This window comes from Micromonospora sp. WMMD1274, from assembly GCF_049179035.1.
Taxonomy (GTDB): Bacteria; Actinomycetota; Actinomycetes; order Mycobacteriales; family Micromonosporaceae; genus Micromonospora; species Micromonospora tulbaghiae.
The window spans coordinates 2102418-2127527 of sequence record NZ_JBMHMG010000001.1; the positions used below are offsets into that span (position 1 = coordinate 2102418).

General features: G+C 74.1%; 23 protein-coding genes. 11 read left to right on the plus strand and 12 right to left on the minus strand.

The window, feature by feature from the left end; all coding sequences use genetic code 11:
- Positions 1-23 precede the first annotated feature (23 nt).
- From ACN27D_RS09505 to ACN27D_RS09535, 7 genes are all read left to right on the plus strand, one after another.
- Positions 24-1223: a THUMP-like domain-containing protein gene (locus tag ACN27D_RS09505; protein ID WP_421498937.1), complete on the plus strand. Its 1200-nt coding sequence runs from the start codon at positions 24-26 to the stop codon at positions 1221-1223.
- A gap of 56 nt (positions 1224-1279) precedes the next feature.
- Complete coding sequence (gene ybaK, locus ACN27D_RS09510; RefSeq protein WP_120573140.1) at positions 1280-1759, plus strand: Cys-tRNA(Pro) deacylase; 480 nt, start codon at positions 1280-1282, stop codon at positions 1757-1759.
- Positions 1760-1963: 204 nt separating this feature from the next.
- A complete protein-coding gene (locus tag ACN27D_RS09515; protein WP_121685458.1) occupies positions 1964-3067 on the plus strand; it encodes a sugar ABC transporter substrate-binding protein in 1104 nt (367 codons plus the stop codon).
- Between the two features lie 103 nt (positions 3068-3170).
- Positions 3171-3980: an ATP-binding cassette domain-containing protein gene (locus tag ACN27D_RS09520; RefSeq protein ID WP_358175455.1), complete on the plus strand. Its 810-nt coding sequence runs from the start codon at positions 3171-3173 to the stop codon at positions 3978-3980.
- Positions 3977-5236 carry a sugar ABC transporter permease gene (locus tag ACN27D_RS09525; protein WP_121685459.1) on the plus strand — a complete coding sequence of 420 codons (1260 nt, stop codon included), beginning with the start codon at positions 3977-3979 and terminating at the stop codon, positions 5234-5236. Before ACN27D_RS09520 ends, ACN27D_RS09525 begins: the two co-directional genes overlap by 4 nt.
- 29 nt (positions 5237-5265) lie before the next feature.
- Entirely contained in the window at positions 5266-6441 is a 1176-nt protein-coding gene (locus tag ACN27D_RS09530; RefSeq protein WP_121685460.1) for an ROK family protein, read from the plus strand.
- 98 nt (positions 6442-6539) lie between these two features.
- Entirely contained in the window at positions 6540-7277 is a 738-nt protein-coding gene (locus tag ACN27D_RS09535; RefSeq protein WP_421498938.1) for a DUF4142 domain-containing protein, read from the plus strand.
- Positions 7278-7327: 50 nt separating this feature from the next.
- Here ACN27D_RS09535 and ACN27D_RS09540 read toward each other — a convergent pair whose 3' ends face one another.
- From ACN27D_RS09540 to tsaB, 6 genes are all read right to left on the minus strand, one after another.
- Positions 7328-9097: an ABC transporter ATP-binding protein gene (locus ACN27D_RS09540; RefSeq protein WP_421498939.1), complete on the minus strand. Its 1770-nt coding sequence runs from the start codon at positions 9095-9097 to the stop codon at positions 7328-7330.
- Positions 9094-10800 carry an ABC transporter ATP-binding protein gene (locus tag ACN27D_RS09545; RefSeq protein ID WP_121685462.1) on the minus strand — a complete coding sequence of 569 codons (1707 nt, stop codon included), beginning with the start codon at positions 10798-10800 and terminating at the stop codon, positions 9094-9096. The genes ACN27D_RS09540 and ACN27D_RS09545 overlap by 4 nt, the downstream gene beginning before the upstream one ends.
- A gap of 70 nt (positions 10801-10870) precedes the next feature.
- Positions 10871-11125, minus strand: coding sequence for a hypothetical protein (locus ACN27D_RS09550; protein WP_091426737.1), 255 nt, complete (start codon positions 11123-11125; stop codon positions 10871-10873).
- 17 nt (positions 11126-11142) lie between these two features.
- A complete protein-coding gene (tsaD, locus tag ACN27D_RS09555) occupies positions 11143-12189 on the minus strand; it encodes a tRNA (adenosine(37)-N6)-threonylcarbamoyltransferase complex transferase subunit TsaD (protein ID WP_121685463.1) in 1047 nt (348 codons plus the stop codon).
- 5 nt (positions 12190-12194) lie between these two features.
- Entirely contained in the window at positions 12195-12668 is a 474-nt protein-coding gene (rimI, locus tag ACN27D_RS09560; protein ID WP_421498940.1) for a ribosomal protein S18-alanine N-acetyltransferase, read from the minus strand.
- Positions 12665-13342 carry a tRNA (adenosine(37)-N6)-threonylcarbamoyltransferase complex dimerization subunit type 1 TsaB gene (gene tsaB, locus ACN27D_RS09565; protein WP_357896577.1) on the minus strand — a complete coding sequence of 226 codons (678 nt, stop codon included), beginning with the start codon at positions 13340-13342 and terminating at the stop codon, positions 12665-12667. The genes rimI and tsaB overlap by 4 nt, the downstream gene beginning before the upstream one ends.
- Positions 13343-13522: 180 nt before the next feature.
- Here tsaB and ACN27D_RS09570 point away from each other — a divergent pair, with 180 nt between their 5' ends.
- The gene (locus tag ACN27D_RS09570; protein WP_421498941.1) at positions 13523-14248 is read left to right on the plus strand and encodes a helix-turn-helix transcriptional regulator; all 726 of its coding nucleotides are present in this window, start codon (positions 13523-13525) and stop codon (positions 14246-14248) included.
- Here ACN27D_RS09570 and ung read toward each other — a convergent pair.
- The gene (ung, locus tag ACN27D_RS09575; RefSeq protein ID WP_013288560.1) at positions 14237-14935 is read right to left on the minus strand and encodes a uracil-DNA glycosylase; all 699 of its coding nucleotides are present in this window, start codon (positions 14933-14935) and stop codon (positions 14237-14239) included. The genes ACN27D_RS09570 and ung overlap by 12 nt on opposite strands.
- Positions 14936-15116: 181 nt before the next feature.
- Here ung and ACN27D_RS09580 point away from each other — a divergent pair, with 181 nt between their 5' ends.
- Entirely contained in the window at positions 15117-16499 is a 1383-nt protein-coding gene (locus ACN27D_RS09580) for a lipase family protein (protein ID WP_421498942.1), read from the plus strand.
- Here ACN27D_RS09580 and tsaE read toward each other — a convergent pair.
- From tsaE to ACN27D_RS09600, 4 genes are all read right to left on the minus strand, one after another.
- Positions 16496-16978, minus strand: coding sequence for a tRNA (adenosine(37)-N6)-threonylcarbamoyltransferase complex ATPase subunit type 1 TsaE (gene tsaE / locus ACN27D_RS09585; RefSeq protein ID WP_121685467.1), 483 nt, complete (start codon positions 16976-16978; stop codon positions 16496-16498). The genes ACN27D_RS09580 and tsaE overlap by 4 nt on opposite strands.
- Positions 16975-18060 (minus strand): alpha/beta fold hydrolase, encoded by a 1086-nt coding sequence (locus tag ACN27D_RS09590; protein WP_120573127.1) that lies wholly within the window; start codon positions 18058-18060, stop codon positions 16975-16977. The genes tsaE and ACN27D_RS09590 overlap by 4 nt, the downstream gene beginning before the upstream one ends.
- Positions 18057-19175, minus strand: coding sequence for an alanine racemase (gene alr, locus ACN27D_RS09595; protein WP_120573126.1), 1119 nt, complete (start codon positions 19173-19175; stop codon positions 18057-18059). Before alr ends, ACN27D_RS09590 begins: the two co-directional genes overlap by 4 nt.
- Before the next feature lie 84 nt (positions 19176-19259).
- A complete protein-coding gene (locus tag ACN27D_RS09600) occupies positions 19260-20729 on the minus strand; it encodes an NAD(P)H-hydrate dehydratase (RefSeq protein WP_421498943.1) in 1470 nt (489 codons plus the stop codon).
- A gap of 217 nt (positions 20730-20946) precedes the next feature.
- Here ACN27D_RS09600 and ACN27D_RS09605 point away from each other — a divergent pair, with 217 nt between their 5' ends.
- Positions 20947-21249, plus strand: coding sequence for a type VII secretion target (locus ACN27D_RS09605; RefSeq protein WP_421498944.1), 303 nt, complete (start codon positions 20947-20949; stop codon positions 21247-21249).
- A complete protein-coding gene (locus ACN27D_RS09610) occupies positions 21246-22865 on the plus strand; it encodes an alpha/beta hydrolase (protein ID WP_421498945.1) in 1620 nt (539 codons plus the stop codon). Before ACN27D_RS09605 ends, ACN27D_RS09610 begins: the two co-directional genes overlap by 4 nt.
- A 64-nt stretch (positions 22866-22929) precedes the next feature.
- Here the strand turns inward: ACN27D_RS09610 and glmS are convergent, their stop codons facing one another.
- Positions 22930-24843: a glutamine--fructose-6-phosphate transaminase (isomerizing) gene (gene glmS, locus ACN27D_RS09615; RefSeq protein ID WP_120573122.1), complete on the minus strand. Its 1914-nt coding sequence runs from the start codon at positions 24841-24843 to the stop codon at positions 22930-22932.
- Positions 24844-25110: the final 267 nt, after the last annotated feature.

The window sequence follows — 25110 nt, forward strand, 5'->3', positions numbered from 1 at the left end:
AACCGGGCCGGGAGAATGAGCGCGTGGATCTCGACCAGCTCGCCGCGCTGCGTACCCCCAAGGGGTCGGCGGCGCTCGCCGCGGCCGAGCGGGTGGCCGGCGGCGACCCGCTGGCGGCGGCGGCCGCGCTGCGCTCGGCCGGCCTTCCCGGCGGGCTCGCGGCGGCGGCGCTCACCCAGGCCGAGCTGCGCCGCCGGGCGGCCGGCAAGTTCGGCGCGGCGGCGGCCGGGATGTTCCTCACCCGGGCGGGGCTGGAGCAGGCGACCCGCCGCGTGGTCGCCGACCGGCGCGCGGCACGGCTGCGCGCCGCGGGCGTGACCACGCTGGCCGACCTGGGGTGCGGCCTGGGGGCCGACGCGCTCGCCGCGGCCCGCGCCGGCATCCGGGTGTACGCGGTGGAGGCCGACCCGGTGACCGCCACGATGGCCGCTGCGAACGCCGAAGCGGCCGGGCTCGCCGATCTGGTGACGGTCTCCTGCGGTGACGCCACGGCGTTCGACGTGACCGGGGTGGACGCGGTGTTCTGCGATCCGGCGCGGCGGCGGGCGGGCACCGGGCGGCGTGTGTTCGACCCGAACGCCTACTCGCCGCCGTGGGACTTCGTCACCGGCCTGGCCGCGCGGGTGCCGCGCACGGTGGTGAAGGTGGCGCCCGGGCTGGACCACGCGCTCATCCCGGGCGGCGCCGAGGCGGAGTGGGTGAGCGTGGACGGCGACCTGGTCGAGGCGGCACTGTGGTGCGGCGAGCTGGCCGAGGTCCCGCGCCGCGCCACGGTGCTGCGCGAGCGCGACGACGCGGTGTCGCTCCTCACCGGCACGGGCGCACAGGAGGCGCCGGTGGGACCGGTCCGGCGGTTCCTCTACGACCCGGATCCGGCGGTGGTACGCGCGCACCTGGTCGCCGAACTGGCCGCCGACCTCGACGCCACGCTCGCCGACCCGTCGATCGCCTACCTGTACGGAGACCAGGCCCGGCCCACCCCGTTCGCCCGCTGCCTGGAGATCACCGACGTGCTGCCGTTCTCGCTCAAGCGGCTGCGCGCCCTGCTGCGGGAGCGGCGCGTCGGCCGGGTCGAGATCCGTAAGCGCGGGTCGGCGCTGGAGCCGGAGAAGCTGCGCCGCGACCTGCGGCTGTCCGGCGACGAGGCGGCCGGTCTGGCGCTGACCCGGGTGGCCGGCGCTCCCACGGTGCTCGTCTGCCGGCCGGTTCCGGCCGGCGGCTGACCCCGGCGCGCGGTTTCGGCTCGCGGTCGGCCGACGGCCGGGCTAGCTTGACGCCCATGGCGGGCCCCGGCACTCCGGCGATCGCGTTGCTGAGCAAGCGGAAGATCGCCCACAGCACCCACACCTACGACGTGTCGCCGGACGCGCCGAACTACGGCGCGCTCGTGGCGACCGCGCTCGGGGTGGCGCCGGAGCGGGTGTTCAAGTCGCTCGTCACCGAGGTCGACGGCGGGCTCACGGTGGCGGTGGTGCCGGTGACCGGCGAGCTGGACCTGAAGGCGCTCGCCGCCGCGGCCGGCGGCAAGCGGGCCACGATGGCGGACCGCACGACCGCCGAGCGGGCGACCGGATACGTCCGCGGCGGCATCAGCCCGCTCGGGCAGCGCAAGCGGCTACCGACTGTCATCGACGCCTCCGCGCTGGCGCACCCGACGGTGTACGTCTCGGCGGGTCGCCGGGGGTTGCAGGTGCAGCTCGCGCCGACGGATCTGGTGGCGCTCACCGGGGCGACGACGGCATCGATCGCCGCCACCTGAGCGGGGTCGTGACGGTACGTGTGGGAGCGTTCCCGGAACGCGCTCTCCCGGTGGTGTCCCGCGGGTGACAACCGCGTTGCTGAATTGTTACCGCCGCCAACAAACTTCTGACCTCGGCAGTCTTGCGGCGCATGGGAAGCGGGGAATACGTTGCCGGACACAACAAAACATCACCACTCCCCCACCTCCGAAAGGACCCTGCACATGCGCAAGGGCTTCCTCACCTTCGCGGCCGTCGGTCTTCTCGCGACCGGCAGCATGGCCGCATGCGGTGACAACGGCGGTTCTTCCGACGAGGCCGGCGGCTCCAACGCCAAGAAGCCGAAGATCGGCGTGATCCTGCCGGACAGCAAGTCCTCCGCCCGCTGGGAGGGCGCGGACCGCAAGTACCTGGAGGCGGCGTTCAAGGCCGCCGGCGTCGACTACACGATCCAGAACGCCCAGGGCGACAAGTCCGCCTTCTCCACCATCGCCGACGGCATGCTGACCAGCGGCGTCACCGCCCTCATGATCGTCAACCTCGACTCGGGCACCGGCAAGGCCGTGCTGGAGAAGGCCAAGTCGCAGGGCGTCGCGACCATCGACTACGACCGGCTGACCCTGGGCGGCTCCGCCCAGTACTACGTCAGCTTCGACAACGAGGCGGTCGGCAAGCTCCAGGGCGAGGGCCTCAGCAAGTGCCTGACCGACAAGGGCGCGCAGAAGCCGGTCGTCGCCTACCTGAACGGCTCCCAGACCGACAACAACGCCACCCTGTTCAAGAACGGCTACGACTCGATCCTCAAGCCGAAGTTCGACTCCGGTGACTACACGAAGGGCCCGGACCAGAACGTCCCGGACTGGGACAACGCGCAGGCCGGCGTGATCTTCGAGCAGATGCTCACCCAGCAGAAGGGCAAGATCGACGGCGTGCTCGCCGCCAACGACGGCCTGGGCAACGCAGCCATCTCGGTGCTGAAGAAGAACCAGCTCAACGGCAAGGTGCCGGTGACCGGCCAGGACGCCACCGTCCAGGGCCTGCAGAACATCCTCGCCGGTGACCAGTGCATGACCGTCTACAAGGCGGTCAAGAAGGAGGCGGACGCCGCCGCCGAGCTGGCCATCGCGCTCGCCAAGGGCGAGCGGAAGGACACCGGCCAGACGGTCAAGGACCCGGAGGGCAACCGGGACGTGCCGGCCGTGCTGCTGGAGCCCAAGGCCATCTACAAGGACAACGTCAAGGACGTGGTGGCCGACGGCTACGTCACCAAGGAAGAGCTCTGCACCGGTGCCTTCGCGAAGCTCTGCACCGACGCCGGCGTGAGCTGACCCACCCGCCTCAGGCGGCGCCGCCCGGCACGGGGAGACCCGTGCCGGGCGGCGCCCGCGCCGGACGGGATCCGAGACCTCCCTCCGCCCAAAGGAGAACCCCGTGTCCGCAACCCCCCTGCTGGAGCTACGCGGGATCGACAAGAGCTTCGGTCCCGTCCAGGTGCTGCGTGACGTCGCCTTCGCCGCGCACCCCGGCGAGGTGACGGCGCTCGTCGGCGACAACGGCGCCGGCAAGTCGACCCTGGTCAAGTGCATCAGCGGCATCCACCCCACCGACGCCGGCGAGTTCCTCTTCGACGGCAAGCCGGTCAGCATCAACAGCCCCCGCGACGCCGCCGACCTCGGAATCGAGGTCGTCTACCAGGACCTCGCGCTCTGCGACAACCTCGACATCGTGCAGAACATGTTCCTCGGCCGGGAGAAGCGCAGCGGCATCGTGCTCGACGAGCCGACCATGGAGCAGATGGCCGCCGAGACGCTCGCCGGCCTGAGCGTGCGCACCGTGAAGTCGCTGCGCCAGCACGTGGCCAGCCTCTCCGGCGGCCAGCGGCAGACCGTCGCCATCGCCAAGGCCGTGCTCTGGAACAGCAGGCTCGTCATCCTGGACGAGCCGACCGCCGCGCTCGGCGTCGCGCAGACCGCCCAGGTGCTGGAGCTGGTGCGCCGGCTGGCCGACAACGGCCTGGCCGTGGTGCTCATCTCGCACAACATGAACGACGTCTTCGCCGTCTCCGACCGGATCGCCGCGCTCTACCTCGGCCAGATGGTCGCCCAGGTGAAGACCACCGACATCACCCACTCGCAGGTGGTCGAGCTGATCACCGCGGGCCGTTCCGGCAACCTCGGTCTGTCCACCGACCCCGGCAACGGCACCGAATCCGCCGACGCAACCTCGGGAGCGCTCCGATGACCGCCACCGCCGTGAAGAAGGAAGGACCGGCCGCCGTCACGCCCGCACACACCGTCGGCGACCACGTCCGCAACTACCTCGCCCGGGTACGCGGCGGTGACCTGGGCGCCCTGCCCGCGGTCATCGGCCTCGTCGTGCTCTGCGTGGTGTTCACCATCGTGCGCCCGGTCTTCTTCTCCGCGGGGAACTTCGCCAACCTCTTCACCCAGGGTGCCGCGGTCACCGTGATCGCCATGGGGCTGATCTTCGTGCTCCTGCTCGGCGAGATCGACCTCTCCGCCGGCTTCGCCAGCGGCGTCTGCGCCGGAATCCTGGCGAACGTGGTCAGCGTGCTCGGCTACCCCTGGTACGTCGCCGTCCTCGCGGCCCTGATCACCGGTGTGCTGATCGGCCTGATCCTCGGATTCCTGGTCGCGAAGGTGGGCATCCCGTCCTTCGTGGTGACCCTGGCCGGCTTCCTCGCCTTCCAGGGCGTGGTGCTGCTGCTCATGAAGGAGGGCAGCAACATCTCGATCAGCGACGACGTGATCGTCGGCATCGAGAACGGCCGCATCGCGCCGGCCATCGGCTGGCTGCTCGCCGCCGTCGCGATCCTCGGCTACGCCGTCGTCCAGCTGCTGCGTCACCGCAACCGGATCTCCCGGGGACTGGTGACCGAACCGGCAGCCGTGATGGGCGCCCGGATCGGCGGACTGGCGCTGCTGATCGTGCTCGCGGTCTACGTGCTCAACCAGGAGCGCAGCATCAACCCGCTGATCACCTCGAACAAGGGCATGCCGGTGGTCGTGCCGATCGTCGCGCTCCTCCTGGTGTTCTGGACATTCGTGCTCAACCGCACGGCCTACGGCCGTCACCTCTACGCGGTCGGCGGCAACGCCGAGGCGGCGCGACGGGCCGGCATCAACGTGGACCGGCTCAAGATCTCGGCCTTCGTGATCTGCTCGGGCATGGCGGCCGTCGGCGGCATCATCGCCGCGAGCCGGGACCGGTCGGTGGATCCCAACACCGGTGGCAGCAACGTGCTCCTCTACGCGGTCGGCGCGGCCGTCATCGGCGGCACCAGCCTCTTCGGGGGCAAAGGCCGCATGATCAACGCGGTGCTGGGCGGCGCGGTGGTGGCTGTCATCATCAACGGTATGGGACTGCTCGACCTCAGCTCCGGGCTGAAGTTCATCTTCACCGGCCTGGTGCTGCTCCTCGCCGCCGGCGTCGACGCGCTGTCCCGGCGACGTTCGGCCGCAACCGGTACCCGCTGATCCCGGTTATCGACACGATGGCAGTGGCAATGCGCGCGGGCCCCAGTCAGGACGAGATCCGTCGGCAGAACCTGGGCGCATTGCTCCGCTACGTACACGTTCACGGCGCCACCACCCGGGCCGAGCTGACCACCGCGCTCGGCCTCAACCGCAGCACCATCGGCGCGCTGACCGCGGACCTGGCCGGCGCCGGTCTGGTCAGCGAGGGGACGCCGAAGGAGACCGGCCGGGCCGGACGACCGTCACTCGTCGTCCGGCCCGAGTCGGAACGGGTCTACGCGTACGCGTACAGCGTCGAGGTGGACCGGCTGCGGGCCGCGCGGGTCGGGCTCGGCGGTGAGGTGCTCGACCGCCGGGAGATGGACCGGCCGCGCAACCTGGTCGCCGGGGAGGCCGCCCCGCTGCTCGCGGGCGCGGTCAAGGAGATGCACCAGTCGGTGCCGGCGGACGCGGTCTGCGTGGGCGCCGGGCTGGCGGTCTGCGGCATGGTCCGCCGGGAGGACGGTCTGGTCCGGCTCAGCCCCACAACCGGCTGGGTGGACGAGCCGATCGGCGCCGCGCTCGCCGTCGAGCTGGGGATAGACGTACCGATCACGGTGGGCAACGTGGCCGACGTGGCCGCGTACGCCGAGCACGCCCGCGGTGCGGCGGTCGGCTGCGACAACGTCATCTACCTCTACGGCGACGTCGGTGTGGGCGCGGGCATCATCGCCGGAGGACGGCGACTGACCGGGCACGGCGGCTACGGCGGCGAGGTCGGCCACATGGTGGTGGTCCGCGACGGGGTGCGCTGCGACTGCGGCCGGCGCGGCTGCTGGGAGACCGAGATCGGCGAGCACGGGCTGCTGCGTGCCGCCGGCCGGTCCGAGGCGCGCGGCCGGGACGCGCTGCTCGCCGTCTTCGACGCCGCCGACCGCGGCGACGCCCGCGCCCAGACCGCGGTACGGCAGGCCGGCGACTGGCTCGGCTTCGGCGTCGCGAACCTGGTCAACATCTTCAACCCGGAGATGGTCATCTTCGGCGGCACCATGCGCGACCTCTACCTGGCCTCCGCCGCGCAGGTGCGCAGCCGGCTCAACTCCAACGGGCTGCCCGCGTGCCTGGAGCACGTGCGGCTGCGTACCCCGAAGCTCGGTGACGACGCGGCGCTGATCGGCGCCGCCGAGCTGGCGTTCGAACGACTCCTCGCCGACCCGCTGAACTGATCGGCCCGCCGATCCGTACCAGTGTGCGGACGGGCGGCCGGCTTGCGCGGCCGTCCACGACCCCGCGTACCGGTCCGGACCGAGGAGGCACCGCAACCATGGCATCGCTGAAATCCGCACGCCGCAAGCTGGCGCACCGGGTGGTACTGCTGCTCGCCGCGCTGGGCGCGGGGATCGGCGTCGTTCCCGGGACGGCGCAGGCCGCACCCAACCCCGGCGTGCAGATGAACGCCGCCGACATGACGCTGCTCAACGGCGTACGGCTGGCCGGGCTGTGGGAGATGCCGGCCGGGCAGATGGCGGCCGAGAAGGGCCAGTCCGCCCGGGTACGCGAGGTCGGCGCGGAGATCGCCAAGCAGCACGCGGAGCTGGACCAGCTCGTGGTCGAGGCGGCCAACAAGCTCGGCGCCACCCTGCCGACGGATCCGACGGCCGAGCAGCAGGGGTGGCTGACCGAGATGCGGAACGCCACCGGCGCCCGGTTCGACCAGATCTTCGTCACCCGGCTGCGGGTCGCCCACGGCAAGATCTTCCCGGTGATCGGCGCGGTCCGGGCCAGCACCCGCGACCCGATCGTGCGCAAGCTGGCCGAGGACGCCAACACGTTCGTCAACGACCACATGACCATGCTGGAGAGCACCGGGCTGGTGCGCTGGCAGCAGTTGCCGCCGGCCGCGCTGCCGCCCGCGCAGAGCGACTCGCTCGTCGCCGCCGCCCAGGCCAACGTGGGCAGCGGTGGTGGGCTCCAGGTCGGCACCGGGGTGGTGTGGGCGGTGTTCCTGATCGCGCTCGGCACCGGCGGGTACGCGACCTGGCGGCTGACCCGCCGTTCGTGACCCGTCCGTCGAGCGGGCCCCGGCACGTCGCCGGGGCCCGTCGCGCGTCCTCAGCCGTGCCAGGAACGCCACAGCGCGGCGTACGAGCCACCGGCCGCGACCAGTTCGTCGTGTGATCCCAGCTCGGTGATCCGGCCGTCGGCGACCACCGCCACGCGGTCCGCGTCGTGCGCGGAGAAGAGCCGGTGCGCGATGGCGATGACGGTACGGCCCTGAAGCACCGCCGCCAGCGACCGTTCCAGGGCCCGGGCCGCCCGCGGGTCGATCAGCGAGGTGGCCTCGTCCAGCACCAGCGTGTGCGGGTCGGCGAGCACCAGCCGGGCCAGCGCGAGCTGCTGCGCCTGCGCCGGGGTGAGCGGGTGGCCGCCCGCGCCGACCTGCGTGTCGAGCCCGTCCGGCAGGGCCAGCGCCCAGTCCAGCGCGTCGACGGCGGCCAGCGCCGCGTGTACCCGCTCCGGGTCGGCGTCCGGCCGGACCATCGCCACGTTGTCGGCGAGCGTGCCGATGAACACGTGGTGCTCCTGGCTGACGAGCGCGACATGGGTACGCAGCTCGGCCAGGGGCATCCCGGCCAGCGGGCGGCCGTCCACCGTCACCGTGCCGGCGTTCGGCGCGTGCACGCCGGCCAGCAGCCGGCCCAGCGTCGACTTGCCCGCCCCGGACGGGCCGACCATCGCCAGCCGCTCCCCCGGCCGGGGTTCCAGCGTCACGCCGTGCAGCACGTCGTGACCCGGGCGGTACGCGTACCGGACGTCGTGCGCGGCGAGCCGGCCGTCGCCGCCCGCACTGCCCGCAGCGGCGGCGCGCTCGTCCGGCGTGGCGGATGCCCTGGCGCGCTCGTCCGGCTCGGCGGCCACCCCGAGCAGCCGGGCCAGCGAGGCGCCGCCGACCTGGAACTCGTCCAGCCAGCCGAGCAGCCGCTCGATCGGGTCGGTGAGCTGCTGGGCGTAGAGCGTGGCGGCGGTGACCTGACCGAGGCTGGCCCAGCCCTTCAGGTGGAACCAGCCGCCGATGAGCAGGGTCGCCACCATCGGCACCAGGTAGCCGAACTCGGCCACCGGCCAGAACACGGTCCGCAGGTGGAGCGTGTAGCGCTCGGCCGCGTACGACCGGCGGATGTCCGCGTCGCCGCGGGCCCGGCGGCGGGCCGCCTGCCGCAGCGCCTCCGTGGTCCGCGCCCCCTCGACCGTCTCGCTGATCCCGTCGGTGATGTCCGAGTAGGCGGCGTTCTCCCGCAGATAGCCCTGCGGCGCGCGGCGCAGGTACCAGCGCGTGCCGGCCCACAGCACCGGCACCGCCAGCAGGCTGGGCAGCGCCAGCAGCGGGCCGGTCAGCAGCAGCGCGCCGAGGATAAGCAGCACGGTCAGCGCCGCGATGAGCGTCTCCGGCCCGGCGAACCGGACCGTACGGGACAGCGCGGCGACGTCCCGCGAGGTGCGGGTGAGCAGGTCGCCGGTGCCGGCCCGCTCGACTGTGGCCAGCGGCAGCGCGAGCACCCGGTCGACGAACTCCTCCCGCAGCTCGGCGAGCACCCGCTCACCGAGCCGGGCCGAGGCCAGGTGCGCGAAGCGGACCAGCACGGCCTGCACCACCACGAACGCGGCGATGGCCGCCACGACCCGGTCCACTGTCGTCGCGGCGATGCCCTGGGAGATCCCCTGCACCAGGTCGCCGAGCAGGCGCGGGGCGACGAGCCCGGCCCCGGCGGCGAGCGCGTGCAGGCCGAGCGCGGCGGCCAGGCCACGCGGGTGACGGCGGATCAGCTCGCGCACGTACCGGCGGACCTGGGCGATGTCGGCGACGGGCAGCGCGTTGCTCATCGGTCCTCCTCCCGGCTCACCGTGGCGGCGTAGCGCGGCTCGGCGGCGAGCAGTTCCTCGTGCCGGCCCTCGGCGACGACCTTGCCGTCCTCCACGAAGACCACGTGGTCGGCGTGGCCGAGCACCAGCGGGCTCGTGGTGCAGACGAGCGTGGTCCGGCCGTGGCGGGCCGGACCGAGCCGTTCGGCGATGCGCGCCTCGGTGTGCGCGTCCACCGCGCTGGTCGGCTCGACCAGGATCAACGTCTCCGGGTCGGCGACGAGCGCGCGGGCCAGCCGCAGCCGTTGCCGCTGCCCGCCGGAGAACTCCCGGCCGCGTTCGGCGACCTCGCCGTCCAGGCCGCCGGGCAGCGCCTCGACGATGTCGGTGGCGCTCGCCGCGGCCAGCGCCGCCTCGACGGCGCCGGGCTCGGCCCGGTCGTGCGGGTCCAGCTCCGTGCGCAGCACGCCGCTGAACAGCTGCGCGTCGTTGTCGGCCACCAGGATCCGCTCCCGCACCGTCGCCAGTGCCACGTCCCGCAGCGGTACGCCGTGCAGCGTGACGTCCCCGTCGGCGTACCGGCCGAGCCGGTCGGCGATCTCGGTGGCGTCCTGCGGGGTGGCGGTGGCCAGCGCGGTGAGCCGGCCCGGTCGCAGGACGAGTCCGGAGCGTACGTCCGCCAGCTCGCCCGGACCGGCCGGCACCGGCACCGGGGTGGCCGGGTCGGTGAACTCCGGCGCGAGCCGCAGCAACCGGACCACCCGGCGGGCCGCGACGTGTCCCCGGGTCAGCTTGTCGGCCGCCTCGGTGAGGTTGCGCAGCGGGCTGACCAGGAACGCGGTGTAGCCGTAGAACGAGACCAGCTCGCCGGCGCTGATCTCGCCGCGCAGCGCGAACCGGGCGCCGAGCCAGGTCACCAGCACCACGAAGACGCCGGGCAGCAGGATCTGCGCGGCCTGCAGGAGCGATTCGACCCGGGCCACCCGCAGCCCGTCCGCGCGCAGCGCCTGCGACCGTTGCCGGTAGCGCTCGGACAGCACCGGCTCACCGCCGACCCCGCGCAGCACGCGCAGGCCGGAGACGATGTCCGCGGCCCGGGCGGTGAGCCGGCCGGTCGAGTCCCGGTACGCGGCCTGCTGCCGGTGCAGCGGGCGGATCAGCAGCGCCACGAGCGCCATCAGCAGCGGCACCCCGAGCACGACGACGAGGCCGAGCGGCTGGGAGGCGTTGAGCAGGATCACCGCGACGGTGACGATGCCGACCACCGAGCCGGCGCCACGGGCGGTGATGTCGATGGCGCCGCCGATGTGCTCGATGTCGGCGGTGCCGATGCTCACCACCTCGCCCGCCGCGACCCGCCGGGGCAGCGCGGCGCCGAGGCGGTTGGTGGCGTCCACCGTCACCTGGACGGTGCGGTAGGCGGCGCCGAGCCAGTTGTGCACCGCGCAGCGGTGGCGCAGGATCCCGGCGACGGCCTGCACCAGACCCAGCCCGAGCAGGGCCAGGCTCCAGCGCACCAGCGCGTCCGGGTCGCGTTGGGCCAGGCCGGCTTCCACGGCGCGGCCGAGCACGGCCGGCACCAGCGCCTGGGCCAGCATCCAGATCACGCCGAGCGCGAGACCGGCGCCGAAGATGACGGGGTGCCGCCCGGCGAGCCACACGAGGTATCGGGTGGCCGACCGCGCGTCGGGGGTGCCGGGATCGCCGGCCGGTGAGAAGCGCATGACCCACCGACGCTAGGTGCCGGGGCGATCCGGGCGCCAACCAATTCCGGCCGTCGTGACGGCCGTCGCGTCAGCGGTCGACCTGGGTGAAGTCCCAGCTGTGCGGCGGGCGGGCGATCAGCCGCGCCGGCGGCTCCGGCAGCTCCCGGGGGTTGTTCCGCCACTTGGAGATGACCACGAGCCGGTGGTCGGTGGAGGAGAACACCTCGCTGGAGACGTGCATCGGGTCGTGCTCGAACTCGGGCAGCGCGGTCTCGCAGACCCAGGTGATCAGGTCGGCGAAGCCGTACGGCTCGGCCTTGGCCTCCCACATGCGGACGATCATGTCGGTCCCCTCCCCGCTCACACGCTGACCACTGTCAGCGGCATCGCCGAGTCGGCCGGCAGGTCCAGCCGGCTCGGCGCGACACCCGCGGCCACCAGGTGCGAGCCGAGCGCGGCCACCATCGCGCCGTTGTCCGTGCAGAGCTTCGGCCGGGGCGTACGCACCCGGATGCCGTGCCTGCCGGCCCGCTGCTCGGCCATCGCCCGCAGCCGCGAGTTGGCGGCCACGCCGCCGCCGATCACCAGCGTGTCGATGCCGCTGGTGCGGCAGGCGTCGATCGCCTTGCCGACGAGCACGTCGCAGACCGCCTCCTGGAAGGACGCGGCCACGTCGGCGACCGGGACCGGCTCACCGGCCCGCTGCCGCGCCTCCACCCAGCGGGCCACCGCCGTCTTCAGGCCGGAGAAGGAGAAGTCGTACCGGTGCCCGGCCAGGTCCTTCGCGGCGGTCAGCCCGCGCGGGAAGGCGATCGCCGCCGGGTCGCCGGCGCGCGCCTCCCGGTCGATGTACGGCCCACCGGGGAACGGCAGCCCGAGCAGCCGGGCCACCTTGTCGAACGCCTCCCCGGCCGCGTCGTCGATGGTCGCGCCGAGCGGCACCACGTCGCGGGCGAGGTCGTCGACGCGCAGCAGCGAGGAGTGCCCGCCGGAGACCAGCAGCGCGATGGCGGGCTCGGGCAGCGGCCCGTGTTCCAGCGTGTCCACCGCGACGTGCGCGGCCAGGTGGTTCACGCCGTACACCGGCTTCTCCGCCGCCACCGCGTACCCCTTGGCGGCGGCGACCCCGACGAGCAGCGCGCCGGCCAGGCCCGGCCCGGAGGTCACGGCGATGGCGTCGATGTCGGCGAGGGTGACGCCCGCCTCGCGCAGCGCCCGGTCCATGGTCGGCACGATGGCCTCCAGGTGGGCGCGGCTGGCCACCTCGGGCACCACGCCGCCGAACCGGGCGTGCTCCTCGACGCTGGAGGCGAGCGCATCGGCGAGCAGCGTGTGCCCGCGCACGATGCCCACACCGGTCTCGTCGCAGGAGGTCTCGATGCCGAGGATCAGGGGTTCGTCAGCCATGCGCGTCAGTCCTCGTTGCGCTGCATGACCAGCGCGTCGGTGTTGCTCGGTTGGTAGTAGCCGCGCCGTACGCCGATCGGCTCGAAGCCGTACGTGGCGTAGAGCCGTTGAGCGGGCGCGTTGTCCGCGGCGACCTCCAGCAGCGTGCTGCGGGCGCCGCGCCGGGCCGCCTCGGCGAGCAGCGCCTCCAGCAGCAGCCGGCCGATCCCCCGGCGCTGGGCGTCCCGGCGGACCGCGACGTTCTGCACCCACGCCTCGTCGGGCGGGGACACGGCCAGCCCGGCGTAGCCGAGCACAGCGCCGTCGTCGCCGGTGGCGTCGTCGCCGGTGGCGTCGTCGTCGGTGGCGACCAGGTAGAAGTGCCCGTTGGCGAGTTCGTTCCAGAACATCGCCGCCGACCACTGCTCGGCGCCGAACAGGTCCGCCTCGATGGGCAGCACCTCGTCGATGTGCCACCAGCGGAACCGGCCCAGCCTCATGGCAGGACCGGCTTGTGGCCGGTGGCCGCGACCGCGTCCGGGCGACGCAGGTAGAGCGGGGTGAGCGTCTCGCCGGGCGCGCCCGCGCGGATCCGCGGCGCCGCGAGACGGGCCAGCGCCAGCGGGTCCGGGTAGCGCGGCTCGTCGCGCACCGGCAGCCCGAGCACGTCGGCGTACCGGTGCGCGCCGTCGCCGACCGCGACCGTGACCGCCAGTTCGCGCGCCCGCTCCGCGACCACCGCCGGGGCCGCCACCTCCGGGCCGGCCAGGCGCTGGCCGGCGCCGTCGTAGGCGGCCCAGTAGATCTCCCGGCGCCGCGCGTCGCTCGCCGCCAGCACCGGCTCGCCGGCGGCCGCCGGGTGGCCGAGCCCGTCCAGAGAGCAGACGCCGTACGTGGGTACGCCGAGCACCTGACCCATGGTGGCGGCGGTGACCAACCCGACCCGCAGCCCGGTGAACGGACCCGGGCCGAGGCCGGCGACGATCGCGGCCAGGTCGGCGGGCCGCGCGCCGACGTCCGCCAGCACGGCGTCGACCTGCGGCGCGAGCAGCTCGCCGTGGGCGCGGGCGTCGACGGTGCACCGGGACGCGCGGAGCGCGACGCCGTCCGCCGAGACCTCGGCCAGGGCGGCGGTCACCGCGGGCGTCGAGGAGTCCACCACGAGTACCAGCACGGTAAGCCAGCCTAGCCGCCCGCTCCGTCCGCCCCGTCCGCCCCCGGCACGCCCTCGCCGCTCGCCCGGTCACGATGCGTAGCGCCCGGATCAAAGGGAAGAGGTGAGAGCCTTATGCCTCTGGGTCATAAATATGACTCAGAGGCATAAGGCTAGGAAGAGGACTGCCATTCTCCGGAGATGACGGAGGGTCGCCTCGTTCGAGAAATCGCCCGGACCTTGCGGCGTGAACGCGAACACGCAGGGCTCACCCAGCAGGCTCTGGCCGCCCGGTCCGGGCTCAGTCAGGCCGCCATCGCCCGGATCGAACGCGGCGACCGGCTGCCGAGCCTGACCGCCGCCGAACGGCTGCTCGCCGCGCTCGGCCGGCAACTGCGGATCGAGGTCGAGCCGCTGGACAGCCACCTGGACGCCGCGCTGGACGAGATGGCCGGGACGGTGCTTGCCGAGCGGATCGAAGTCCTCCGGCTGGACCGGATCATGGACGCCCTGGGCGACCTGCCGTACGTGCTGTCGGGCGGCACGGCGGCACTGCTGCAGGGCGCGCCGCTGCCGGTGGACGCGGTCGAGATTGCGGTGCGCTGGCGGGACTCGCCGCAGTTCAGCGCGCTCCTCGATCGGATCTACGCGCAGCGCTGGGACGCTCGGTGGCAGGTGTGGGGCGGCATCCACACGGAGCCCGAAGATCCGGGCGAGCACCGCTGGCTGACCCGCTACGGCGAGCTGCGGGCCCGGATGTGCGAGGAACTGCCCGAGCCCATCGAGGTCCGCCTCGGTGAACGTACGTACCCGGTCGAGCCGCTGGTCGAGGTGGAGGTGACCGACCGGCGCACGGCCGAGCTGCTGTCCCGGTACCGCCGGCGCCTCGCCGGGGCGGGCGAGGCGCCGGGCGGGTCAGCCGGCTGAACGCTCCCAGTCGACGGTGGGCAGCCCCGCGTCGGCAAGCGCCTTGTTGGCCGCGCTGAACGGGCGGCTGCCGAGGAAGCCGCGCGGGTTCATCGGGCTCGGGTGCCCGGCCTCCAGGACCACGTGCTGCGGGTTGGTCACGAGCGCCGCCTTCTTGCGCGCGTAGCCGCCCCAGAGCAGGAAGACCACGCGCTGGTCGAGCGCGTCGAGCGCCCGGATGGTGGCGTCGGTGAACTCCTCCCAGCCCTTGTTCGCGTGCGAGCCGGGGGTGGCCTGCCGGACCGTCAGCACCGAGTTGAGCAGCAGGACGCCCTGCGCGGCCCAGCCGTCGAGGTTGCCGCTGCGCGGCTTCGGCACGCCCAGGTCCTCGCCCAGTTCCTTGAAGACGTTGCGCAGTGACGGCGGCACCGCCACCCCCTCGCGCACGCTGAAGCTCAGCCCGTGCGCCTGGCCCGCCTTGTGGTACGGGTCCTGCCCGAGGATGAGCACCCGGGTGTCGGCCGGGCCGCACAGCCGGTAGGCGGAGAAGAGGTCCTCCAGCGGCGGAAAGACGGTGGCGGTCGCGTACTCCCGGGCGACGAACTCGGCCAGCGCCGCGGTGCGGGCCGGGTCCAGGTGGGGGGTGAGCACGGCACGCCAGGCCTCCGGCAGCAGCGCCGGCAGGTCCAGGGTGGGGGCGTCGGGCATCGGCAACCTCTCCTCGTCGGTCGCCATCTTCATACCAGCCGCGACCGACACTCCCGGGCGGCGGCAGGGCCGGGACACTGGCGGCAAAAGTTACCGGAGCGTAACCTACTGGCAAGTTACTTACGCCACACCGCCGCTGCTAGCTTGCATCCACCACCATCGATGCTCGCTAGGAGTGCCCGTGAGCAGTAGGAACACCCGTCCCCGCACGCCCTCCGCCGTCCTCTCCCGCCGCCGCCCGAGAGGCGTCCGGATGCTCGCCGTCGCCGCGGCGGCAGCCGTGTACCTGGCCGGATCCGGCGCACCCGCGGCCGCCGACGACACCGCTCCGGTGGTCTCCCGCGGCGTGACCATCCCCGCCTTCTACCACCCGCCCGCCGACCTGCCCGCCGTCAACGGCACGCTGATCCGCACCGAGCCGCTGCCGCTCGGCCTGAGCATCCCCGGGCTCGACGGCCGCCCGATGCCCGGCACCGCCACCCGGCTGATGTACCGGTCCACCGACTCCAACGGCCGGGCCGTCGGCGTCACCGGCGCCTACATCGAACCGTGGGCGGCGTGGCGGGGCACCGGACCACGCCCGCTGGTCGCCGTCGCCTCCGGCACCATGGGACAGGGCGACCAGTGCGCGCCCTCGTTCGCTCTGCAACATCCGCTCACCCTCACCGGCGACACCCTCTCCGTCGGCTACGAGGCACTGGCGATCTACCGCCTCCTCGCCACCGGCGCCGCCGTCGTCGTCACCGACTACGTCGGCCTGGGCGCGACCGACCGGCTGCACACGTACGTCAACCGCCTCGACGAGGGACGTGCCCTGCTCGACGCGGCCCGCGCCGCCCGTACCGTGCCGGGCGCGTCCGTCACCGACCGGTCCCGCGTCGGTCTGTACGGCTACAGCCAGGGCGGCGGCGCCAGCGCCGCCGCCGCCGAACTCCAGCCCGCCTACGCGCCCGACGTGCCGCTGGCCGGCACCTACGTCGGTGCGCCTCCCGCCGACCTGACGGCTGTCATCGGCGGCATCGACGGCAGCGCGCTGGCGGGAGCGCTGGGCTGGTCGCTCAACGGCTTCGCCCAGTCCGACCCGGCCGTGCGGGACGTCATCGAGGCGAACGTCAACGACGCCGGGCGGGCGGCGCTCAAGGACACCTCCACCATGTGCGTCGGTGACGCGATCCTCCGGTACGCGTTCACCAAGAGCAGCAGGTGGATCACCGGCGGCCGGTCCCTCACCGCCGTCATCGCCGCCGCGCCCGAGGCCCAGGCCGTCCTCGACCGGCAGCGCATCGGCACGCTCAAGCCCGCCGGCCCGGTACGCGTGGCGACCGGCGTCCAGGACGACATCGTGCCCCACCGGCAGGCCCGCCAACTGGCGGTCGACTGGTGCCGCAAGGGCGGCGACGTGACCTACCAGGCCGTCAGCCTGCCCAACCTCGGTGACAAGCTCCTCACCAACCACCTGGCGCCGCTCATCACCGACCAGGGCGACGCGGTGGCCTGGCTGACCGACCGGCTCGCCGGGCGGACCGCGTACTCCAACTGCTGGACGATGCCCCTTCAGCCCTAGGACAGTTCGGCGACCCGGGCGGCCCAGTCGCCGCCGACCGGCTCCAGCGTGACCGCCCGGGTGTCGTCGTCGCGGCGGTCGATGCGTACCCGCAGGTGCGCGTCGACCAGCTGCTCGACCATCCCCTCGCCCCACTCCACCACTGTCACCGCCTCGTCCACCGAGGCGTCCAGGTCGAGGTCGTCGATCTCCGCGCGCGGGTCGGCGGCCTCACCCAGGCGGTACGCGTCGGCGTGCACGAGCGTCACCCGGCCGCCCCGCTCCGGGTCCGGCCGGTGCACCCGCGCGATGACGAAGGTGGGCGAGGTGATGTCCCCGCGTACGCCGAGGCCGGCGCCGATGCCCTGGGTCAGCGCCGTCTTGCCGGCCCCGAGCGGGCCGCTGAGCAGCAGCAGGTCACCGGCCCGCAGCACACCGGCCAGCCGCCGCCCGAACCCGTGGGTGTCGTCGACCGTCTTCAGTTCCACGACCACTGTCATAGCGAATCCAGGAACCTCTCCAGCGCCGCGTTCACCTCGTCGGCGTGCTCCAGCATCACCACGTGCCCGCTGTCGTGGATCTTCACGAACTCGGCGTGCGGCAGCCGCCGGACGATCTCCTCGGAGTGCGTCACCGGCGTGATCATGTCCTTGTCCCCCACGATCACCAGCACCGGCGTGCCGGCCAGCGCCGCCAGCGCGGGGAACCGGGAGTGGGTGGCGATCGTGCGCAGGTAGCGGGTGACCGTGTCGGCCGAGGTGCGCGAGTTCATCGTCTCGACGTACGACACCAGCGCCGGGCTCGGCTTCGAGGTGCCGAACCCGTACTTGCGGGTGAGCAACCAGGCCACGTTCGAGGTCGACCGGCGGGCCCGGTCGATCACGGTGCCGCCGTACCGGGTGGCGTTGCTCATCATGTAGAGCACCGGCGAGCCGACGCGGCCGAGCAGCGCGGGCGCCACCAGCTTGGTCTCCGCCGCGAGGCCGCCCGAGGTGGCCATCAGCACCGTGCCGACCACGCGGTCACCGAACATCTCCGGGTACAGCTCGGCCAGCGCCATGATCGTCATGCCGCCCATCGAGTGCCCGACCAGCACCAGCGGGCCGTCCGGGGCCACCTCGTCAAGCACCCGGCGCAGCGTGTGGCCCAGCGCCGTCAGGTCGTACTCGCCGCTCTCCAGCCGGCCGGAACGGCCGTGCCCCGGCTGGTCGTACGCGACCACCCGGTAGTCGCCGCGCTCGGCGAGCCGCTTGCGCTGGAAGTGGAACGTGCCCATGTCCAGGCAGAACCCGTGCACCAGCACCACCGTCGGGTGCCCGGCGACCGGGCGGGCCGGCTCGACCACCTCCACGTGGATGTCGGTGCCGTCCGGCATCTCCAGCCGGTACGCCTCGTCGTAGCGCTGTTCGCCGAAGAGCTCGCCGGCGTACCGGTCGGCCGGGTCGTTCTTGAGCCGGCGGACCAGCACCCGCTCGCTGACCACGCCCGCCGCGAGCCCGGCGGCGGCCACGCCGACGGCGGCGCCGACCAGCCCGGCCACCTTGCCGGCGGCGGTACGCGGTCGCGGCAACCGGACACTCATGCGCGCTCGCCGTCGTAGACGCGGGGCACGCGCACGCCACCGAAGCGGGTCACGATCTCGTAGTTGATGGTGCCGACGGCCTCGGCCCAGTCGTCGGCGGTGGGCTCGCCGTCCGCCCCGCTGCCGAACAGCGTCGCCACGTCGCCGTCGGCCACCTCGTCGTCGCCGCAGTCGACCACGAACTGGTCCATGCAGACCCGACCGGAGATGGTCCGGCGCTTGCCGGCGAGTTGCACCGGCCCGGTGCTGGAGGCGTGCCGGGGCACCCCGTCGGCGTAGCCGAGCGGCACCACCGCGAGGTTGGCCTCCTGCTCGGTGAGGTAGGTGTGGCCGTAGGACACGCCGGTGCCGGCCGCCACCCGCTTGGTGAGCATCACCCGGGCGCGGGCGGTCATCGCCGGACGCAGACCGAACTTCTCGCCCGCGACCGGCGACAGGCCGTAGACGGCGATGCCGGGACGGACCAGGTCGAAGTGGGTGTCCGGCCGGGTGAGCGTGGCCGCCGAGTTGGCCAGGTGCCGGTAGCGCGGACGCAGGCCGGCACGCGTCACCATCTCCAGCCCTTCCTGGAACACGGCGAGCTGGCGGTCGGTGGTGGGGTGACCGGGCGAGTCCGCGTACACGAAGTGGCTCCACACACCGACCACCTCGACCAGGCCGTCGGCCTGGGCCTTCGCGGCGGCCTCCAGCAGCGCCGGCCAGTCGGCGACGGTGGCGCCGCCCCGGGCCAGCCCGGTGTCGATCTTGAGGTGCAGCCGAGCCGGGCGGCCCGCCCGGCGGCTCGCCTGGATCATCTCGTCGAGCTGGGTGAGGCTGGCGCAGCCGAGGTCGACGCCGACGGTGATCCCGTCGTGCAGCGGCACCCCGGGGCTGAGCAGCCAGGCCAGCACCGGCGCGGTGATGCCCTCCTCGCGCAGCCGCAGCGCCTCGTCCAGCGTGCAGACGCCGAGCTGGTCCGCCCCGGCGTCGAGCGCCGCGCGGGCGGCCGGCACCATGCCGTGGCCGTACCCGTCGCCCTTGACCACCGCCATCAGCTCGGCGCTGGTGCCGGCCTTGAGCCGGGTCACGTTCTCCCGGATCGCGTCCAGGTCGACGCGCACCTCCGACTGCCACATGTCCCCAGCCTACTTCCGTCAGTGATCATCAGAGCCGTGAGCCGCGCGGGCGGTGCCCGTCGCCACCGGATTGCGCCGCCCGGATCAGCCCAGCCGGGCCAGTACCGGACGCAACGCGACGGCCACGTCGGGCGCGGTCACCGGGCCGCCGCGCGCCGCCTCCCGGCCGGCCAGCCCGTGCAGGTACGCCGCGGCGCCGGCCGCCCGCTCCGGGGCCAGCCCGGCGGCGAGCAGCGAACCGAGCAACCCGGCCAGCACGTCACCGGTGCCGCCGGTGGCGAGCACCGGGGTGCCGGTCGGGTTCACGTACGCGCGGCCGTCGGGCGTGCCGACGACCGTGCGGTCGCCCTTGAGCAGCACCACCGCGTTCATCCAGGCGGCCAGCCGCAGCGCGGCGGCGACCCGGTCCTCCCCCGGCATCTCGCCGCAGAGCCGGGCGTACTCCCGGTCGTGCGGCGTCACCACGATCGGGGCGTCCCGGCCGCGCAGCCGGTCGGCCAGCTTGCCGTCCACGAGCAGCGTGAGCGCGTCCGCGTCGAGCACCACCGGCACCGGCGCGGCGAGCACCGCGCGCAGCTCGGCGGCGGAGTCATCGCCGGTGCCCAGGCCGGAGCCGCAGACCCACGCCTGCACCCGGCCGGCGTCGGCGACCCGGCCGGTGGCGATCACCGACGGGTGCTGGTGCAGCACCTCGCCCTTGGCACTCCCGGCGTAGCGGACCAGTCCGGTGGGACCGGCGAGCGCCCCGGCGACCGAGAGCACCGCAGCGCCCGGGTAGGTGGCCGAACCGGTGGCCACGCCGACCACGCCCCGGGAGTACTTCTCCGACGACGCGCCCAGCGCCGGCCACCAGTCGGCCACGTCCGCCTGCTCGATCACCTGGAGCGCCGGTGTGCCGCGCAGCCAGGGCGTCAGCCCGATGTCGACCAGCTCGACCTCTCCGGCCAGCTCGGCGGCCGGGCCGACGACCAGTGCGGGCTTGAGCGCGCCGAAGGCCACCGTCACGTCGGCGCGGACCGCCCGGGGCCGCCCGGCGTCGGTGAGCGGGACGTGGCCGGTGTCGACAGCGACGCCGCTCGGCACGTCGACGGCGACCACCGTGGCGGGCGTGCCGTCGCGCCCGCGCTGCCCGGTCAGGCTCGCGGCCAGCTGCTCGGCCGTCTCGCGGAGCCCTCCGGTGCCGCCGATGCCCACGATGCCGTCGAGCACCAGGTCGACCACCGCGGGCGGCCGGTCGGCCACGCGCCCACCGGCGGCGCGCAGGGCGGCCAGGCCCTCGGCGTGCGCCCGGCCCGGCGCGAGGAGCAGCGCGGTCACCGCCGCGCCCCGGCGGGCCAGGTGCACACCCGCGAACAGGGCGTCGCCGCCGTTGTCGCCGGACCCGACGAGCAGCAGCACCCGGGCGCCGTAGACACCGCCCCGGTCGGCGAGCAGCAACGCGCAGCGGCGGGCCAGCCCGGCCGCGGCCCGCTGCATGAGCGCGCCGGCCGGAAGGGTGGCCATCAGGCCCGCTTCCGCCGCGCGAACGTCCGCGACACGCCACACCTGTCTCATGCCACCCCGCCCCGCTCGTCGCGCCCGGCTCAGCTTCCGCCCGCGGCTTCCCCGATCACGGCCTCACCCTACCGGCGGTACGCGCCGCGGACCGCCTGGCGGAAACGCCCTGTGGAAAACCCCGGCCGTTGTCCACAGGGGTCGGCGGCCACCGCCGGGTGCCGCCTAGCGTCCCGGTGTCCGGAGCCGGCCGGTGGCGCCGGGCGAGGGAGGTCACGTGGTGGAGAGACCGTTCGACGTCGACCCGGAGCTGCTGCGCAGTGTGGCGCGCGAGCTGGCCGACGACGCGTACCGGCTGGCCCGTGGGCCGGGCGCGGCGCCGGAGTCGTTGCTGGTGGCGGCATCGGACGGCTGGCGATCCGCTGTCGCGCTGGGCGACCTGGAGGCGGCGGTGCGGCGCTGGTCCGGCGCGCTCGGCGCCCGGGTGGCCGACACCGCTCAGGCGTTGCGCAGCGGGGCGGACGGCTACGAGGCGGTCGACGAACGCGCCGCCCGCCGCCTCACCGGGGTGCTCCGGTGAGCGGCGGACCCGCCGGCGCGGCGGACGTGCCGGTCGGCTACGCGCAGCTCTGGCGGGCCGACCCGGGTGCCTGGTCCACCGCCGGGACGGCGTGGCGGAACCTCGCCGGGCCGGTACGGCAGCGCGCCGACGCGCTGACCGCCCGGATCGGCGCGCTCCGCCCCGGGTGGTCGGGCGCGGCCTCGGCGGCGGCGCAGCGGCGGATCGGGGAACTGCGCACCGGCCTCACCGACGTGCTTCCCGCACTGGTCGAGGTCGACCAGGTGCTCGCCGAACTCGGTGCCCGGCTGGGCGCGGCGAAGGCGCGGCTCGGCGCCGAGGTGGCCCGCGCCGAGTCCGGTGGCCTGCGCGTCGACCGCACCGGCGCGGTCCGGCCCGACCCGGCCCGGGTGGCGCAGCCCGGGCCGGCCGTGGTCCACGCGCGGGCCGGCATCCGGGGCGCGCTGACGCTCGCCGGCGCCGCCGACCGGGAGGCGGCCGGGCGGCTGACGGAACTGACCACCGCAGCGGTGCGCGGCTGGGTCAGCGTCCCGCCCGCGTGGCGGCCCGGGCCCGGTGCCGGTCCGGCCGAGGTGAGCCGCTGGTGGGCCGGTCTGAGCGCGGCCGAGCGGCGCTGGCTGGTGGGGCGGGAACCGGACCGGATCGGGCGTCTCGACGGGCTTCCGGCCGCCGCCCGGGACCAGGCGAACCGGCTGCTGCTCGGCGACCGGCGGGAGCAGTTGCTCGTGCGGCGGCTCGCACTGCGGCACCCGCTTCCGGCCGGGCCGCTGGAGGCGTCCCGGCGGGTCCGGCTCGCCGCTGTCGAGGCGTCGCTGCGCGGGCTGGACGGGCTCACCGAGCGGCTGGCCGCGGGCGGGGCGCCCCGGGCGTACCTCTTGGGTCTGGATCCGGCCGGCGACGGCCGCGCGGTGGTGGCGCTCGGCAACCCGGACCGCGCGTCCTCGGTGCTCACCTACGTCCCGGGCATGACCTCGGATCTCGCCGACGCGCCGGCCGAGCTGGGCCGGGCGGCCCGGGTGTTGCAGCGGTGCGCGGCGCTCGGGCCGGGCGAGGAGGCGGCGGCGGTGCTCTGGCTGGACTACGACGCGCCCGACTTCCTCACCGAGGCGGCGGGCACCCGGCAGGCCGAGGACGCCGGCCCGGCGCTGCACCGGTTCCAGGAAGGGCTGCGGGCCGCGCACGAGGGCCCACCGGCCCGGCAGACGGTGCTCGGGCACAGCTACGGCTCGCTCGTGGTCGGCGCCGCCGCCCGCGACCACGGGTTGGGCGCGGACGCGCTGGTCTTCGTCGGTTCGCCGGGGGTCGGCGTCGACCACGCCGCCGACCTGCGGATGCCCGCCGGTCAGGTCTGGTCGTCGACCGCGCCGGACGACGTGATCCGGCTGGCCCGCCCGCCGGACGAGCTGGCCCGCCGCGCGCTGCTCGCCGGTACGCCGCTCGGTCCGGCGCTCGCCGTGCTCGACGGGCACGGCGAGCGGCTCTGGTTCGGCGCCGACCCGAGCGCGCCGGGCTTCGGCGGCCGGCGCTTCCCGAGCGCTCCGCACGGCCACACCGGCTACTGGGATCCGGACAACCCGGCGCTGGACGGCATGGCCCGGATCGTGCTGGGCCGGTGAGCAGGCGGAGACGGCGCGGTCCCTCCGCCCGGTGGACGGGCGGAGGGACCGTGGACGAGATCGGCTACTCGACCGTGACCGACTTGGCCAGGTTCCGGGGCTGGTCGACGTCGTGCCCGCGGGCGGCGGCGATCTCGGCGGCCAGCACCTGCAACGGCACCGTGGTCACCAGCGGCGCCAGCAGCGTCGGCGTACGCGGCACGTAGATCAGGTGGTCGGCGTAGCGGACCACCGCCTGGTCGCCCTCCTCGGCGATCACGATGGTGCGGGCGCCCCGGGCGCGTACCTCCTGGATGTTGGAGACGACCTTGTCGTGCAGCATGCCGCGGCCGACCGGCGAGGGCACGATGCAGATGACCGGCGTGCCCTTGTCGATCAGCGAGATCGGGCCGTGCTTCAACTCGCCGGCGGCGAAGCCCTCGGCGTGCATGTACGCCAGCTCCTTGAGCTTCAGCGCGCCTTCGAGCGCCACCGGGTAGCCCACGTGCCGGCCGATGAACAGCACGGTCGGCTCGGACTTCAGCTCACGCCCCAGCTCGCGGACCGGCTCGATCCGGTCCAGCAGCTCGCGCAGCTTGCCGGGCATCTCCTGGAGCTGGGCCACCACGGCGCCCACCTCGTCGGCGAACTTGATGCCGCGCACCTGGGCCAGGTGCAGGCCGATCAGGTAGCAGGCCACGACCTGGGTGAGGAACGCCTTGGTCGAGGCGACAGCGATCTCCGGGCCGCCGTGGGTGTAGAGCACCGCGTCGGACTCGCGCGGGATGGTGGAGCCGTTGGTGTTGCAGATGGCCAGCACGCGGGCTTTCTGGTCCTTGGCGTGGCGCAGCGCCATCAGCGTGTCCATCGTCTCGCCGGACTGCGAGATCACCACGATCAGCGTGGACCGGTCCAGCACCGGGTCGCGGTAGCGGAACTCGCTCGCCAGCTCCACCTCGCAGGGGATGCGGGTCCAGTGCTCGATCGCGTACTTGGCGACCAGGCCGGCGTGGTAGGAGGTGCCGCAGGCGACGATGAAGATCTTGTCGACGTCGCGCAGGTCCTGCTCGCTGAGGCGGACCTCGTCGAGGGCGATCTCGCCGCTCTCGGTGAGCCGGCCGAGCAGCGTGTCGGCGATGGCCTGCGGCTGCTCCTCGATCTCCTTGAGCATGAACCAGTCGTAGCCACCCTTCTCGGCGGCCGACGAGTCCCAGTCGATGTGGAAGTCCTTGCCGCTGGCCGGCTGACCGTCGAAGTCGGTGATGTCGATGGTGTCGGGGGTGATCAGCACGATCTGGTCCTGCCCCAGCTCGACCGCGTCCCGGGTGTGCTCGATGAACGCGGCGACGTCGCTGGCCAGGTAGTTCTCGCCGTCACCACGGCCGACCACCAGCGGCGAGTTGCGCCGGGCGCCGACCACCGCGCCGGGGATGCCGGCGTCGACGGCGAGCAGCGTGAACGCGCCCTCCAGGCGCGCGCAGACCACGCGCATGGCGGCGGCCAGGAGCTGCGGGCTGTCGGTCTCACCGGCCGAGCGCAGGTCGGCCAGCGCGCGGGCGATCAGGTGCGCGGCGCACTCGGTGTCGGTGTCGCTGGCGAACTCGACCCCCTCGTCCTCCAGCTCGGTGCGGAGCTTCGCGAAGTTCTCGATGATGCCGTTGTGGATCACCGCGACGCGGCCGTCCGGGGAGAGGTGCGGGTGGGCGTTGCGGTCGGTCGGGCCGCCGTGCGTGGCCCACCGGGTGTGGCCGATGCCGGTGGTGCCGTCGCCGATGCCGATCGGGCTGGCGGCGCAGTCCTCGGGGTTGTCCGCCGCCCGCTCGGAGAGGACCTTCTCCAGGTTCGCGAGCTTGCCGGCCTTCTTCTCGGTCAGCAGCTCGTCCTCGCAGACCACGGCGACACCGGCCGAGTCGTAGCCGCGGTATTCGAGACGCCGCAGTCCGTCAAGCACGATGCCGAGCGCCGGGCGCGCGCCGGCGTAACCCACGATTCCACACATGGTCCGCAGCCTAACCGAGTTTCGCTCATCGTGCGTGCTCGGAAAGCCGGTTAACGATCACTGAATTTGAGCGAACCGAACGTCGGGGTTGCCATTACCGGACAAAGCACCATCCCGGTCGTTCCACCCGTCCGGACCGGTACGGGACGCGGCGCGCGGACCGCCGGCCGGGACCGCACGGCTGGCCGCCACCGCCTACATTGAGGCCGGGCGCCGTCCCCCGGGCCCACCGTTCCGCGGTCGTCCGCGCCGTACCCCTGTGAGCTG